The 13,004-nt window shown below is 67.9% G+C and carries 17 protein-coding genes; 2 read left to right on the forward strand and 15 right to left on the reverse strand.

Annotation, left to right across the window (positions count from 1 at the left end; genetic code table 11):
• Window positions 1-6: 6 nt before the first annotated feature.
• The 12 genes from PMI01_RS19035 to PMI01_RS19090 all read right to left on the reverse strand — a co-directional run bounded on the left by PMI01_RS19035 (window position 7) and on the right by PMI01_RS19090 (window position 6,464).
• Complete coding sequence (locus PMI01_RS19035) at window positions 7-795, reverse strand: tetratricopeptide repeat protein (protein WP_007672657.1); 789 nt, start codon at window positions 793-795, stop codon at window positions 7-9.
• Window positions 796-961: 166 nt separating this feature from the next.
• Entirely contained in the window at window positions 962-1,789 is an 828-nt protein-coding gene (gene panB, locus PMI01_RS19040) for a 3-methyl-2-oxobutanoate hydroxymethyltransferase (protein ID WP_035037178.1), read from the reverse strand.
• A gap of 102 nt (window positions 1,790-1,891) precedes the next feature.
• Complete coding sequence (locus tag PMI01_RS19045) at window positions 1,892-2,269, reverse strand: hypothetical protein (protein ID WP_007672660.1); 378 nt, start codon at window positions 2,267-2,269, stop codon at window positions 1,892-1,894.
• Window positions 2,262-2,846 (reverse strand): RNA polymerase sigma factor, encoded by a 585-nt coding sequence (locus tag PMI01_RS19050; RefSeq protein ID WP_007672666.1) that lies wholly within the window; start codon window positions 2,844-2,846, stop codon window positions 2,262-2,264. The genes PMI01_RS19045 and PMI01_RS19050 overlap by 8 nt, the downstream gene beginning before the upstream one ends.
• A 31-nt stretch (window positions 2,847-2,877) precedes the next feature.
• Window positions 2,878-3,273 carry a DUF6249 domain-containing protein gene (locus PMI01_RS19055; protein WP_007672671.1) on the reverse strand — a complete coding sequence of 132 codons (396 nt, stop codon included), beginning with the start codon at window positions 3,271-3,273 and terminating at the stop codon, window positions 2,878-2,880.
• Window positions 3,274-3,383: 110 nt separating this feature from the next.
• A complete protein-coding gene (locus tag PMI01_RS19060) occupies window positions 3,384-3,683 on the reverse strand; it encodes a hypothetical protein (protein ID WP_007672674.1) in 300 nt (99 codons plus the stop codon).
• Window positions 3,680-4,195: an RNA polymerase sigma factor gene (locus tag PMI01_RS19065; protein ID WP_007672676.1), complete on the reverse strand. Its 516-nt coding sequence runs from the start codon at window positions 4,193-4,195 to the stop codon at window positions 3,680-3,682. Before PMI01_RS19065 ends, PMI01_RS19060 begins: the two co-directional genes overlap by 4 nt.
• The gene (locus PMI01_RS19070; protein WP_007672677.1) at window positions 4,195-4,608 is read right to left on the reverse strand and encodes a hypothetical protein; all 414 of its coding nucleotides are present in this window, start codon (window positions 4,606-4,608) and stop codon (window positions 4,195-4,197) included. Before PMI01_RS19070 ends, PMI01_RS19065 begins: the two co-directional genes overlap by 1 nt.
• 42 nt (window positions 4,609-4,650) lie before the next feature.
• Window positions 4,651-4,833: a hypothetical protein gene (locus PMI01_RS19075; protein ID WP_007672679.1), complete on the reverse strand. Its 183-nt coding sequence runs from the start codon at window positions 4,831-4,833 to the stop codon at window positions 4,651-4,653.
• Between the two features lie 47 nt (window positions 4,834-4,880).
• Window positions 4,881-5,555: an HAD hydrolase-like protein gene (locus tag PMI01_RS19080; RefSeq protein WP_007672681.1), complete on the reverse strand. Its 675-nt coding sequence runs from the start codon at window positions 5,553-5,555 to the stop codon at window positions 4,881-4,883.
• A complete protein-coding gene (locus PMI01_RS19085) occupies window positions 5,552-5,902 on the reverse strand; it encodes an ArsC family reductase (protein WP_007672683.1) in 351 nt (116 codons plus the stop codon). Before PMI01_RS19085 ends, PMI01_RS19080 begins: the two co-directional genes overlap by 4 nt.
• Window positions 5,903-6,017: 115 nt before the next feature.
• Entirely contained in the window at window positions 6,018-6,464 is a 447-nt protein-coding gene (locus tag PMI01_RS19090; RefSeq protein WP_007672688.1) for a MarR family winged helix-turn-helix transcriptional regulator, read from the reverse strand.
• 77 nt (window positions 6,465-6,541) lie between these two features.
• On the opposite strand from PMI01_RS19090, the gene PMI01_RS19095 reads away from it, so the two are divergent.
• Both PMI01_RS19095 and PMI01_RS19100 read left to right on the forward strand, forming a co-directional pair.
• Window positions 6,542-7,285, forward strand: coding sequence for a DUF899 domain-containing protein (locus tag PMI01_RS19095; protein ID WP_007672691.1), 744 nt, complete (start codon window positions 6,542-6,544; stop codon window positions 7,283-7,285).
• An 11-nt stretch (window positions 7,286-7,296) separates the two neighbouring features.
• A complete protein-coding gene (locus PMI01_RS19100) occupies window positions 7,297-7,536 on the forward strand; it encodes a hypothetical protein (protein ID WP_007672693.1) in 240 nt (79 codons plus the stop codon).
• 10 nt (window positions 7,537-7,546) lie between these two features.
• On the opposite strand, the gene PMI01_RS19105 is transcribed toward PMI01_RS19100, so the two are convergent.
• The 3 genes from PMI01_RS19105 to PMI01_RS19115 form a co-directional block, all read right to left on the reverse strand.
• Window positions 7,547-8,305 (reverse strand): FadR/GntR family transcriptional regulator, encoded by a 759-nt coding sequence (locus tag PMI01_RS19105; protein WP_007672695.1) that lies wholly within the window; start codon window positions 8,303-8,305, stop codon window positions 7,547-7,549.
• 5 nt (window positions 8,306-8,310) lie between these two features.
• Entirely contained in the window at window positions 8,311-10,257 is a 1,947-nt protein-coding gene (gene uidA, locus PMI01_RS19110; RefSeq protein WP_007672698.1) for a beta-glucuronidase, read from the reverse strand.
• 116 nt (window positions 10,258-10,373) lie between these two features.
• On the reverse strand, window positions 10,374-12,596 hold the full coding sequence (locus PMI01_RS19115; RefSeq protein WP_007672699.1) for a TonB-dependent receptor: 2,223 nt from the start codon (window positions 12,594-12,596) through the stop codon (window positions 10,374-10,376).
• Window positions 12,597-13,004: the final 408 nt, after the last annotated feature.

Here is a 13,004-nt window from a genome sequence, read left to right on the forward strand (position 1 = left end):
GACGGCTCATCGGGCGCTATTGGGGGCGGTAGTGGGGGCGGTAGTGGGGGCGGCGTCAGGGGCGGCTTGCGGGCCCGACGGCAGCGTCAGAGCGGCGGAAGGCGGCAGGGCGATCGCGGCCTTGACGACCGCCGACAGGTTCTTGGCCGAGCCGGAATCGATCATGGCCATCGCGCCCTGGGCGCGCTGGCGGACTTCGTCCGACGAGTTGTCCAGCGAGGTGGCCAGCACGCTGAAGTCGGCCCGCGCGCCGGCCAGGTTTCCGGCCTGCAGCTTGGCGAACGCCAGCGCTTCCTTCGCCTGAACGCGATAGGGACTCTTCTCGCCCATCAACGGAGTCAGCCTCGCTTCGACGTCCTTGTAAGGAGCCGTGTCGAGGAGCGCCAAGGCGGAATTGAGGCCAGCCAGGTCGGCCAGCACCGGATTGGGCGCAAGCTTGGCCGCTTCGTCGAAATAACGCACCGCTTCGGCGGTTTTGTTCTCTTCCAGGCGGATGCCGCCCATCTGAATCAGGGCCAGCGTCTTGTAGGCGGCCGAGCCGGTCTTGGAGATCGCCTCGAAGGCCGGGAACGCCTTGGCCGGACCGATCTTGGCCCCGCTTTCCAACGCCGCCTGATAGGCCTCCGAGGCCTTGTTGGCCTGGCCTTCCTGATAGCTGCTCCAGCCCCACCAGCCGCCGGTGCCGAGAATCGCCACCGCCGCCAGCGCGCCCACCCAGGGCAGCGACTTCAGCGCGAGGGACTTGTAGCGGTCGGAGCGCAGTTGCTCTTCGACCTCGTCAAACACATCGACCACGAACGAGGCTCCGGTAGGGGCGAGAACTGCGCCCTGAAGCGTCACCCCCGGATCGCTCCGGGACAGACGCTCTAGATTGATAACATGGTGAGCGGACCCACCGAGGCGGCGAACCTATAGCGTGTCAGGGTCAGCCGCAACGGGCGGAAGCGGCGGGGCGACGCCCCTACCCCTTCTTGGCGTAGTAGGTCTCGGCTTCGCCCGGAAAGGTCCGCGCCTTGACGTCGCGAGCGTAGTCGGCGGCGGCCCGTTCGATCTCGCCCTTCAGGTCGGCGTAGCGGCGCACGAACTTCGGCGTCCAGTCGAACAGGCCCAGCATGTCGTCGGTGACCAGGATCTGGCCGTCGCAGCCGGCCGAGGCGCCGATGCCGATGGTCGGCGGGGCGATGGCGGCGGTGATCTCGCGGGCCAGGCTCTCGGCGACGCCCTCGACGACGACGGCGAACGCCCCCGCCTCGGCCGTGAGGCGGGCCTCCTCCAGGATCAGGGCCCGACCGGCCTCGTCCTTGCCCTTGGCCTTGAAGCCGCCGTCGACCAGCACCGCCTGCGGACGCAGACCGACATGACCCATGACCGGCACGCCGCGCCGGACCATGTAGGCGATGGTGTCGGGAATGGTCGGACCGCTCTCGACCTTCACGCCCTGGGCCCCGGTCTCCTTCATGATCCGCACGGCGTTGGCGTAGGCCTCTTTCGGCGCGCCCTCATAGGAGCCGAACGGCATGTCGACCACGACCATCGCCCGCTTCGAGCCGCGCATCACCGCCTGGCCGTGCAGGATCATCATCTCCATGGTCACGCCGACGGTGTTGGGCAGACCGTGCACCACCATGCCCAGCGAGTCGCCGACCAGCAGCAGGTCGCAGGCGTCGTCCAGCGCCGCGGCCACCGGCGCGGTGTAGGCGGTCAGGCAGACCAGAGGCTCGCCGCCCTTGCGCGCGGCGATGTCGGGGGCGGCCAGACGGCGGATCTTGTCTTCACGATGGGCGGACAGGGCGAGCACTCCGGCGAAAACGCGTGCGCCGTTTTCCGCCAGATCGCCCGGCGCCGCAACATGATCGGTGAGCGGGCGGACGAAGCGCCCCCTGAAAATGCTCTAGACCTCGTCCACCAGCCGGGTCACCGCGAAGGCCAGAGCGATCGCCGCCAGCCCCGCCGCCAGCCACAGGGTTTCCGCGCCGCCCAGGGTGAACAGCTGGTCGTAGCGCGCCACCACCTTGTCCAGGCCGAGGTCCAGCTTCTGGACGCCGTCGCGCGACACCGTCGAGAACTCGCTCGCGAACCGGCTGCCGATCAGCTGGGCCGCGACCACCAGACCCGCGACCACGCCGGTCGCGCCGATCACCACGCGACGCACGGCCCAGCCGCGATCGAGCTTCTGGGTCACCCGCTGGGTGAACAGTTCAGCGTCGCGAAACACCGGCGGTTGGCCGTAGAGGCGCGAAAGTTGGGCTTCGAAATCCAGGTCAGCCAAGGTTTTCCCTCCTCGCGGAGTCGTTCGATACGCTTCCGGACGGCGGCGCCATCCGGACCCTGAGTTTATCCAGACCACGTTTGACATGGGATTTGACCGTCCCAAGGGGGATGTTCAAGACCTCGGCCGCCTCGGCGTGCGACAAGTCGGCCCCGTAGCAAAGCGATACGCACAGGCGCTCGGCCTTCGACAGCCCCTTGAGCGCCTCGTCCAGGTCCATCCGGTCGGCGGCCGCGCCCGGACTGTCCGAGGCGACCGGAGCCTCGTCTCGGGCGGTGTCGGTCAGCACGAAACGCGAGTCGCGCTTGACCTTGCGCAGATAGAGCCGCGCGGCGGTCTTCTTGATCCAGCCGCCAAAGGCCCCCTCCCCGCGATAGTCGGCGATCTGCTCGAACCCCACCAGGAAGGCGTCCTGGGCGATGTCGTCGGCGGTGGCCGGATCGGCCCCCAGCCGGCGCAGCAGGCCTCGCACGGCCGAACCGTGGCGGCGCACCAGCTCGCCGAAGGCCTGGCGATCACCGACCGCCGCCAGCGCGGCGAGTTCGACGTCGTGACCTGTGGGTGGGCGTACGCCCATGATGTTTGTCCCCTCTTCCCCGTGTCCGCGTTCAGTCTTGCGGCGGACGCTTGTTGGGGTTGAAGAAGCTGAGAATGACGAAGGCCAGGCCGATCATGCCGGGGATCGCCGCGCCGCTCATCGTCCCGAACATCGCGTTGTCGTTGATCCCGCCCAGGGCCAGGCCCGTCAGCACCAGACCCACCGAGACCGACAGCAGGATCACGCCGATCCGCAGGTCGCGTTGCGCCGAAGAGACTTTCGGCGGGTTGACGTTCTTGGTGAGCGCTTCGATCAGCTCGGGCGGCAGCGGCTGGCCCTTCTCGATGGCTGCCCGCACCGTCTCCTGCATCTCGCGCCGTTCGCGGGTCCGCAGCCAAGCCGGCACGATGATGATCGCCGCGACCATGATGAATGGCGAAAGCGGGATTAGAATTCCAAAGTCCATGACTCAGTCCCCTCCGTTGATGGGCGGAGCGTGACGCTTCCGACCTCTGTAGGGAAGAGACCTGAGCGGCGCCGTTTGGAGGCGCCGGGCCAGATGAAACTTTCGTAAGGCTAGCGACGGGCCAGGATCTGGCCGCCCAGCAGGGTCGCGGCCAACACGAAGGCCAGCAGTCCTGCCGTCGGCGCCAGGGCCGGGGCCAGGCCGTGGACGGCCAGGTCCAGCACCGGGGCGCAGGCCCAGAGCACCGCGCCGGCGGCCAGGGCCGTCGCCGCGCTCGACGCCAGGCGGATGACCAGCTCGCGGCGCGCCACCCGCTGCATCACCCCGCCGACGAACAGCGCGTCCACGGCCGGACGCCGCGGGGCGTCGTCCTCGGACAGGAAGGCGACCAAACGGTCTTCGGGGGTCATGACGCGTCTCCCAATACAGCGAGCAATCTCTCACGTCCGCGGGCCACGTGCGACTTCACGGTGCCCAGCGGCAGGCTCAGGACCTCGGCGGCCTCACCATGCGACCAGCCCTGCCCCAGGCAGAGCGTGACACAGGCCCGCTGGTCGGGCGCCAGATCGGCCAGCGCCGCCCGCAGGGCCATGCGGTCGGCCGGGTCGGCGTCGCGCGGCGCCGCCTCGGCCTGATCCTCGCGCCAGGCCTCGTCCCGGCGAGCCGACCGGCGAGCGGCGCGGTTGTGGTCCAGCGCCTTGCGCCAGGCGATACCGAACAGCCAGGCGCGAAAACCCTCGTCGTCGCGCAACCGATCCAGGCTGGACCAGGCCGCCAGAAAGGCTTCCTGAGCGATGTCGTCGGCGTCGCCGAAACCGCTCTTGCGCAGGAAACCGCGCAGGGACCGCTCGTGCTCGGCCACCAGCCGGGCGAAGGCGGTTTGCGATCCGCCTCGCGCGGCCCGGACGAGCGGTCCGTCCATCAGGCCTTCGGGCTCCGATCCACCAGGACCGACACCAGCGACGCCAGGCTCAAGGCGCCCATCACGAACGCCACGATGAGCAAGGCGGGCCCAGCCTCGTAGAGGTCGGTCACCGAGCCGTAGGTGAAGCCAGCGCAAAGCGTCGCGAACAGCACCACCTGATACCAGCCGCGCTGACGACGGCGACGGTGGCGCGGGCGCCCGTCGTCCTCGCCGCCCTCACCCTCGTTCCAGCGCTGGTTGAGCTTGGCCAGCAGTTCCGGTGGCGGTTCGCGACCGGCCTCGGCATAGGTCTTGATCAGGTCGAGGGTGTCGCGGTTGACCCGGTAGCGCAGCCAGCTCTGGTAGGCGTCGAACACGAACCAGCTCAGCGGAAAGATCAGCCACCAGAACGATCGAAACAGGTCTTCCATGGTCTTGGTCTCCAGCGGCGCGGTCGCGCGCCGAAATTCGGGTCAGCGAGCGTCCAGGCGGGCCAGCAGTTCCGCCGGCGGCTCGCGGCCCGACTTGGCGTAGGTCTTGAGGAGCTCGACCGCGTCTCGGCGCGCCCGATCGGCCAGCCATCTGTGATAGCCGTCGAACACGAACCAGCTCAGCGGAAAGACCATCCACCAGAACGACCGAAACAGGTCTTGCATCCGTCTCATCTCCAGATCGATGCGAGCCTTCGCACCGTTTCTGAAGACTAGTCGGCGCCGTGGCCGGGATTGGATGCGGCGACCCGCGAAATAATTTCGTCCATGGCCGAAAACATCATCGTCGGTCCGTGGTCGACCAGGGCGCGGCGCGTGGCGTAGCCCCATTCGACCGCCCCGCAGGCCAGGCCCGCCTCGCGCGCCGCCTCGATGTCGCGGGTCTCGTCGCCGATACACAGCACCCGGTCCTTGGCGATCCGCGCCGCCTTGACCACGGCCCGGAACTTGGCGGCCTTGCCGAAGATCGCCGCGCCGCAGCCATAGTGATCGACCAGGCTGGCCAGGTCGGGACCCAGGATGGCGCGGATCGTCGCCTCGGAGTTGGAACTGACGATCGCCAGCCGCAGCCCCGCCGCCGACAGGCCGCGCAGCAGGTCGCCGGTGCCGGAAAACAGCGGGATGGCGTGAGCGTCGGCCGCCATCATCTTCTTGCCGTGGGCGGCGACCAGCGGGACCTTCCACAGCGGCAGGCCCAGATAGGCGATGATCTCGCGGCTGGTGCGGCCGCGCAGCATGGCGATCTCGTCCTCGGTCACCGCCTTGAACTTGAAGCGTTCGGCCAGCGGCCGCACGGCGCGAATCGCCCAGGCGGTGCTGTCGGCCAGGGTGCCGTCGAAGTCGAAGATGATCAGGTCGATGCCGTCTGGCGCGGCCCGGGCGTTCATCTGCTCATGGCCTGCTGGTACTGGTCGGGCTTGAACCCCACCAGCAGCCGGTCGCCCAGGTCGAGCACCGGACGCTTGATCATCGACGGCTGGGCCAGCATCAGGGCGATGGCCTTGGCTTCGTCCAGGCCCTGCTTGTCGGCGTCGGGCAGCTTGCGGAAGGTCGTGCCGGCGCGGTTGAGCAGCGTCTCCCAGCCCACGGCGCGGCTCCAGCCCTCCAGCCGCGCGCGATCGATTCCCGCGACCTTGTAGTCGTGGAAGCCATAGGCGACGCCATGACCGTCCAGCCAATCCCGCGCCTTCTTCATCGTGTCGCAGGCCTTGATGCCGTAGATCGTGGTCGTCACGCGTGATTGCTCCGTGCGCGGTCAGATTCTCTATTCTGACCACCGTAGAGTTCGCACGCCGTCGGGCAAAACGGAAAAAGCTTGAATTCTTCTCGCGAAAGGCGAGGCCGAAGGGTCAGGACAGGGCGCGCAAGGCCCTTCGCAGCGCCTCGGGATCGGCGTCCGGCAGCCCCCGCTCGACCGCCGCGTGGCTCTGCGTCCAGATCGGCACGGCCCGGGCCAGCAGCGCCAGGCCGGCTGGCGTCAGGGTCAGAAGCCGGCCGCGCCGATCGTCCGGATCGACGCTCACCGTCACCAGGCCGCGGCGCTCCAGGGGCTTGAGATTGGCCGTCAGGGTCGTGCGGTCCATGGCCAGCAGGCTGGAGACCGCGCCGATGGTCGGCGGCTTGGGCCGGTTCAGCGACATCAGCAACGAGAACTGGCCGCTGGAAATCCCGACCGGCCGCAGCGCCTCGTCGAACCGCCGCGCCAGAGCCCGCGCCGCGCGCTGTACATGCAGGCAAAGGCAGTTGTCGCGGACATGGAGGGTGGCTTCAAACGGGACGTCCAGGGGCTTTGACACCTCGAAATTATGTTGATATCAACGTTATCTGTCAAGGCCGAACCGGCTGGGCGGGCCTCATTCGAGGGAGAAGATCGATGCAAGACCACAAGGTCGCGTCACGCGAGGAATGGCTGCGGGCCCGCAAGGCGCTGCTCATTCGTGAGAAGGAAGAAACCCAGCTGCGCGACAGGAACACCGCCGAGCGGATGGCCCTGCCCTGGGTCAAGGTCGACAAGACCTACACGTTCGACACGCCCAGCGGCCGCAAGACCCTGGCCGAGCTGTTCGACGGCCGCAACCAGCTGATGATCTACCACTTCATGCTGCCGCCCGAATGGGAGGCCGGCTGCCCGGGCTGCTCGTTCCTGGCCGACCACCTGGACGGGACCCTGCCCCACCTGAACCATCACGACGTGACGCTGCTGGCGGTGTCGCGCGCGCCGCTGGACCGGATCGAGGCCTACAAGGCCCGCATGGGCTGGCGCTTTCCGTGGGTGTCGTCGTTCGGCGGCGACTTCAACTACGACTACCACGTCTCGTTCGCGCCCGAGGCGCTGGCCGCCGGGACCGCCACCTACAATTTCGAACCCGTCGAGGGCGACGGCCAGCCGGGCGAGCTGCCGGGCCTCAGCGCCTTCTACAAGGACGAGGCCAGCCAGGTGTTCCACACCTATTCCAGCTACGGCCGGGGCAGCGAGGAACTGATCGGGACCTACATGATCCTCGACCGCGCGCCCCTGGGCCGCAACGAGGCCGGGGTCATGGACTGGATGCGTCGCCACGACGAATACGAGGACGCCGCGCCCAAGGCCTGCCACACCGAGCAGGTTCCGGCCTAGGCGCCCCGGCCATGCTGTGCTGCGTCCTGGGGCTGCTGGCCCTGCTCACGGGGGCCTCGGCGCGAGGGCTCAGGGCGCTGATCGGCGCCTGGCCGGTCGCCGCCATCGCCGGCGGCGCGGCCGCAGCCCTGGCGGCCCTGGCGCCCTACCATCTGGACCACTACCGCGAGCGGGCGCGAAGCCACGACCGCTCGGTCATGGCCGAGATCCTCGCCGCGCCCCTGTGCGTCGGCGCGCCCTCGAAGAGCTGATCCGCGGGCCCTAGACCCGCGCCCGCCGCGCCACCTCGTTGCGGCGAGTCTCCATCTGCAGCCGGGCCTCCTCGATGGCGTCGGTCTCGACCACGGTCAGCAGGTTGTCGATCACCCGCCCCAGATGCTCCCGCATCGCCGCGCGGGCGGCGACGGGGTCGCGGGCCTTGAGGGCGTCGAGGATGTCCTGATGGTCATCGACCAGCGGCCGCGCCCTCACCCGCCCGGCCCGCTCCAGCATGTCGCGGCTGGACGGCTTGTAGCGCAGGTCCCACAGGTTCTCGACCATCGCCACCAGCACGCTATTGCCGGTGGCCTTGGCGATGGCGACGTGGAAGCGGCGGTCGGCCAGGTCGGCCAGCGCCCCGAAGTCGTGCTCCTCGGCCATGTCATGCAGGATGGCCGTCAGCTCCTCGACCTGCTCGTCGGTCAGCACCGCGGCGGCCAGGGCGCAGGCGTCGCCCTCGATCAGCCGCCGCGCCTCGACCAGCTCGAAGGCGCTGACCTCCAGCTCCGGGGCCGAGACCTCCGGACGCGGCGCGTCGGCGACATAGACCCCCGCCCCGTGCCGCGCCTCGACCAGCCCGCGCGCCTCCAGGATGATCATCGCCTCGCGGATGGTCGGGCGACTGACCTTGTAGTCCTCGGCCAGGTCGCGCTCCGACGGCAACCTCTGGCCCAGCACGTAGGGGCCGTCGCGGATCGAGACGGCGATCGCGTTGGCGATCTGCTGGCGCAGCTTGCGGGGATCGGCGGCCTGTTCGGTCATCCAGGTCAAACCTTGGCGGGCTTGCTCCACAGCTGGCGGACGCGATGGGCGGCCAGCTTGGGCCGACGGTCGCGGGTGAAGACGCCTTTGTGGTTCAGCGCCCCGACCCGCATGATGCTCTGCGAGGTGCGGAAATCGGCGAAGGCCCAGGGATGCGTGCCGAAGATGTACGGGAAGGTCTCCAGCACCCGGATGTACATCTCGACCATGTCGGCCTGGTATTCCTCGGTCCACATCTCGGGCGGCTGGGAATGCATGCCGGCCACGGCGTCGGCGCCGAACTCGGTGAACATGATCGGCTTGCCCGGATGGCGGGCGTGCAGCTTGGCGACGTCGCCCTTGAGCGCGGCCTCAGCCAGGTCCAGCTGGCCCGACAGCGAGTACCAGCCCTGATAGGAGTTGACGCAGACCACGTCGCCCAGCGCCTGCCAGTCGGTCGAACCGCCCTGGACGCTGACGATCGTCACCGGCCGCGTGGCGTCCAGCTGACGGGTCAGGTCGAACAGCGGAGCGAAGAACTTCAAGCCGGTCTCGTTGCCGCCGGGCGGCTCGGGGTCGGTGGTGTGGAAAGGCTTGACCAGCGGCTCGTTGGCCAGCGACCACATGATCACGCAGGGATGGTTCTTGTCGCGCCGGACCAGGTCGACGATGTCCTGCTTGAGCTGGTTGAACCGCGCCTGCTGGATCTCGGGCGGATCGGCGAACACCAGGCTGACGGCCGGGGTCTCGTCGATGACCAGCAGGCCGTATTCGTCGGCCAGCATCATCGCCTCTTCGCTATAGGGGTAGTGCGAGGTGCGGAAACTGTTGCCGCCCAGCCATTTCAGCAGCTCGAAGTCGCGAATGATCGTGGCCACGTCCAGGCCGCGACCGTGGACCGCGAAATCCTCGTGCTTGCCGAAGCCGCGCAGGAACACCGGCTTGCCGTTCAGCAGCAGCCTTTCGTTCCGGGCCTCGATGGTGCGCACGCCGATCTTCAGCGCGTACTCGTCGGACGCGGCCGCGTTCTCCAGGCGGACGGTCAGGGTATAGAGGTGCGGGTCCTCCGGGCTCCAGAGCCGCGGGCTCTTCAGGGCCAGCGTCGTCCCGCCCTTGCCGCCGGTCAGGGTGACGCTGGCCTTCTGCGCACCCCTGTCGTCGGCGATCGTCACCGTGGCCTGACCCGACCAGGCGGCGCTGGCTTCCAGGTCGATCTGGACCTTGCCGTCGAGACTGGTCTTCACCGTCACGTCGAGCAGATGGACGTCGGGCGTCGTGAACAGCAGCACCGGACGATGGACGCCGGCGAAGGGGAAGAAGTCGTAGGCGGTCTGCGGGAAGTGCACGGTGTGCATGTGCCAGCGCGCGGTGTCCGGCGTCGACGGCACGCGGTCCAGGCGGATCTTGTTCTCGACCAGCACGGTCAGCACGTTGTCGCCGTCCATCGACACCGCGTCGGTGACGTCGAAGGCGAACGGCAGGTGGCCGCCGACGTGGCCGCCCAGTTCCTTGCCGTTCAGCCAGACCTTGGCGGTGTAGTTCACCGAGCCGAAGCGCAGGTGGATGCGCTGGCCGGCCCAGCCCTTGTCGACGCGGAAGTCGGTCTCGTACCAGGCCGAGCCGACATAGTTGCGCACGTCGTCGAAGACCTCGTTCCAGCTGCTGGGCACCGGGATGAGGCGGAAGTCCTTCAGGCCCTTCTGCCAGCCTTCGCCCTCGCCGACATCCTTGGGATCACTGCGGAAGCGCCAGGTGGCGGCCAGGCTCCGGGTCGAGCGGGTGGCGCTTTCATGCGGGTAGAGCAGGCTGGGCGGACCCGAGCTCGGGGCCAGCTTGCCGGTCTGGGCGACGGCCTGACCGGCGCCGGCCATCACGCCGGCCAGGGCCATGCCGCCCGCGACGCCGACGGCGCTTCTACGCGTGACCAGGCCACGCCGGGTTTGACCGTCGTCGTTTCGCGAATTGTCCGACATCGTGGGCCTCATGCGCTCTGAAATCTGAACTCAGCCTAGCGGCGAATCCCGCCGGGCCCGGAAAGGAAAAAGCGGCGGACCCGAAGGCCCGCCGTCTAGGGACTGGGAAGCAAGCCCTAGTAGGAAGCCGACAGCCGCACGCCCGCATAGCGGTGGAAGTCGCGGGCTGGCTGAAGCTCGGTGACGGTCTGGCTGCCGAAGTTGCCGAACTGGTTGGCGCCGTTCACGCCGTAACCCTTGTCGAACACGTTGTTGACGAAGATCACCGCCTGGTAGCCGCCGCCCGGCTTGCGGAAGCCGCCCGAGACGTTCAGCACGCCATAGGCCTTCTGCACCGTCCCCGGATCGGTGTTCAGCGAGAAGTTGACCTTGGTCTGGTAGGCGTAGGCCGCCGAGAAGATCATCTCGACGGAGCCGATCGGCTGGGAGAAGTCCATCCCGACGTTCAGCTTCCACTTCGGCGCGTTGGGCAGGGTGGCGCCCTTCAGGTCCTGGAAGGCCGGCGAGCCAGCCACGCAGCCCTGGGCGGCCGTCTGGCCCGGCCAGCAGGCGGCCTTCGGGAACGCGGTGATCTTGGCGTCGACATAGGCGATGGAGCCGTTGAAGCGCAGGTCCTTGGTGGCGATCGCGGTGGCTTCGATTTCCACGCCCTTGGTCAGCACCTTGCCGACATTGGTCAGGCGGAAGTTCTGGGTCCCGCCGATCGTGTCGATGCCCTGGGCCTGATAGTCGTCGTACTTCACGTGGAAGACCGTGCCGTTCAGCATCACGCGGTGATCGAACAGCTGGCTCTTGATGCCCGCCTCGAAGGAATCCGAGGTCTCGGGCTTGATCGGGCCGACATTGGCGCGGGCCTGGTTGAAGCCGGTGGTCAGGTCGTAGGTCTGGCCCTTGTGGCCGGTCGCGAAGGAGCCGAACACCATCACGTCGTCGCTGACCTGCTGGCGCAGGCCCAGGCGATAGGTCGCCGAACTGTCGGAATTGCCGCCCGAGAACTTGGCGTTGCCGTTCAGGATGTCGTTGAAATAGAAGCCGATATCTTCCTTCTGGTAGCGCAGGCCGACGATCGCCGTGGTCTTGGGCAGGAAGGTCCATTCGGCTTGGCCGAACGCCGCCTTGTTCTCCGAGGTAGCCCTCGCGTACCACTGGGCCAGCGAGAACACCGGCCCGCGCTTGAAGCTGCGGCGCAGGTCGTTGTCGCCGTAGAACAGGCCCACGGTGTAGCGGAAGTCGCCGTCGCCGGGCGACAGCAGGCGGAATTCCTGGGTGTTGGCCTTGGCCTTGAAGTAGCCGCCCTGGAAATTCTTGATCCCGGCATAGGACGTCCGGTCGGAGTCCAACTGGTCGTCCAGGCGGAACTGGTCGTGCGAGGTGATCGAGACCAGGGTGAAGTCCTTGGGCAGGTCGTACTCGACCTTCAGCGACTGGCCGAAGCCTTCGCTCTTGGCGTAGGGCGGGGTGTCGTTGCTGACCGTCAGGTTCTTCTCGCCGGGCACGACGCCCGGCATGGTCACGGCCGCCGTCAGACCCGCCGTGCCGCGCAGCAGGGCGCCGGGCGCGTAGGTCCGCATCGTCGCGTCCGAGGTCGCCGTGCCCTCGATATAGCTGGCCCCCAGCGTGACCTTCAGCTGGTCGCTGGGCCGCCACAGCAGCTTGCCGCGCACCGAGGTCTCGTCTCGGCCGTTGATCTTCGAGCCGTCGTAGAGGTTCCTGACGTTGCCGTCGTACTCGCTGCGGCTGGCGCTCAGGCGGTAGCCCAGGGTTTCGCCGATCGGGCCCGACAGGCTGACCGCGCCGCGGTATTCGTGGTCGTCGGTGGCCAGGACATTGGCCAGGACACTGAACCTGGCGCTGGGATCGCGCGTGGTGATGTTGATCAGGCCGGCCGAGGCGCTCTTGCCGTAGAGGGTGCTTTGCGGGCCGCGCAGGACCTCGATGCGCTCGACATCGGTGAGGTCGGAGAAGGCGCGGGCCTGGAACGACACGGGCACGTCGTCCAATTGCACCGCGACGCTCGGCTCGACGCCGATGCCGTAGGCGAAGGTGCCGATGCCGCGCAGCGCCACCGAGGCGTTGATGGGCTGGTCGGCCTGGCGGATGGTCAGGGATGGCGCCACCCGCGACACGTCGGTGAATTCCTTCACCCCGGCGCTTTCGAGCTGGCGGGCGGTGACCACCGAGACCGCCAGCGGAACGTTCTGGACGTTCTCCTGGCGCTTCTGGGCGGTGACCACCACCGTTTCGAGACTGACGGAATCGGATTGGGCCTGCGCGAAGGCCGGCGCGGACATGGCGAGCAACAGCACGGGCGCCGAAGCGCAGCAAAGCAGCCTGTTCATGGAGAATCCCCCTTTTCTCGACTTATGGCGAACCGTTGCGGTTCTGGTGTCGATGTGAGGCGAAACTAGCAAGTGGCCTGGCCACTTTCAAGAGATTCCCCTGGCCTCTCGTCGAAAATCGGTGACACCGGTTTCCGAAATATGGCGAAAATGCAGCCAAGACAGCGCTACCTCCAATGAATTCAAGGAAATTGCGACGGATCGAATCCCGACGATGTGTCAGGCGCCCAGGCCAACGCGCTTGACACCGCCCCCAGAACCGACGCAATTGGCCAGGCCACTTTCGAGACCCCTCCTCTAAAGAGTCGGGTCACCGCACCACTCGCGGGAACAAACGGAAGCGGCGACCGCGCCAGTCTGCTTCACGGAACGCCTGAATGCCGAAAATCACCGACGCCAAGGTCATCG

Source organism: Caulobacter sp. AP07 (genome assembly GCF_000281955.1).
In the GTDB taxonomy this organism is placed as follows: Bacteria; Pseudomonadota; Alphaproteobacteria; order Caulobacterales; family Caulobacteraceae; genus Caulobacter.

Coding starts and splice junctions, on each gene's coding strand:
- PMI01_RS19065 (WP_007672676.1), bottom strand. CDS start 4,195: ATGGACGGACCGCTCGTCCGGGCCGCGCGAGGCGGATCGCAAACCGCC.
- PMI01_RS19100 (WP_007672693.1), top strand. CDS start 7,297: ATGCTGTGCTGCGTCCTGGGGCTGCTGGCCCTGCTCACGGGGGCCTCG.
- PMI01_RS19070 (WP_007672677.1), bottom strand. CDS start 4,608: ATGGAAGACCTGTTTCGATCGTTCTGGTGGCTGATCTTTCCGCTGAGC.
- PMI01_RS19105 (WP_007672695.1), bottom strand. CDS start 8,305: ATGACCGAACAGGCCGCCGATCCCCGCAAGCTGCGCCAGCAGATCGCC.
- uidA (WP_007672698.1), bottom strand. CDS start 10,257: ATGTCGGACAATTCGCGAAACGACGACGGTCAAACCCGGCGTGGCCTG.
- PMI01_RS19060 (WP_007672674.1), bottom strand. CDS start 3,683: ATGACCCCCGAAGACCGTTTGGTCGCCTTCCTGTCCGAGGACGACGCC.
- PMI01_RS19055 (WP_007672671.1), bottom strand. CDS start 3,273: ATGGACTTTGGAATTCTAATCCCGCTTTCGCCATTCATCATGGTCGCG.
- PMI01_RS19080 (WP_007672681.1), bottom strand. CDS start 5,555: ATGAACGCCCGGGCCGCGCCAGACGGCATCGACCTGATCATCTTCGAC.
- PMI01_RS19050 (WP_007672666.1), bottom strand. CDS start 2,846: ATGGGCGTACGCCCACCCACAGGTCACGACGTCGAACTCGCCGCGCTG.
- PMI01_RS19075 (WP_007672679.1), bottom strand. CDS start 4,833: ATGCAAGACCTGTTTCGGTCGTTCTGGTGGATGGTCTTTCCGCTGAGC.
- PMI01_RS19115 (WP_007672699.1), bottom strand. CDS start 12,596: ATGAACAGGCTGCTTTGCTGCGCTTCGGCGCCCGTGCTGTTGCTCGCC.
- PMI01_RS19095 (WP_007672691.1), top strand. CDS start 6,542: ATGCAAGACCACAAGGTCGCGTCACGCGAGGAATGGCTGCGGGCCCGC.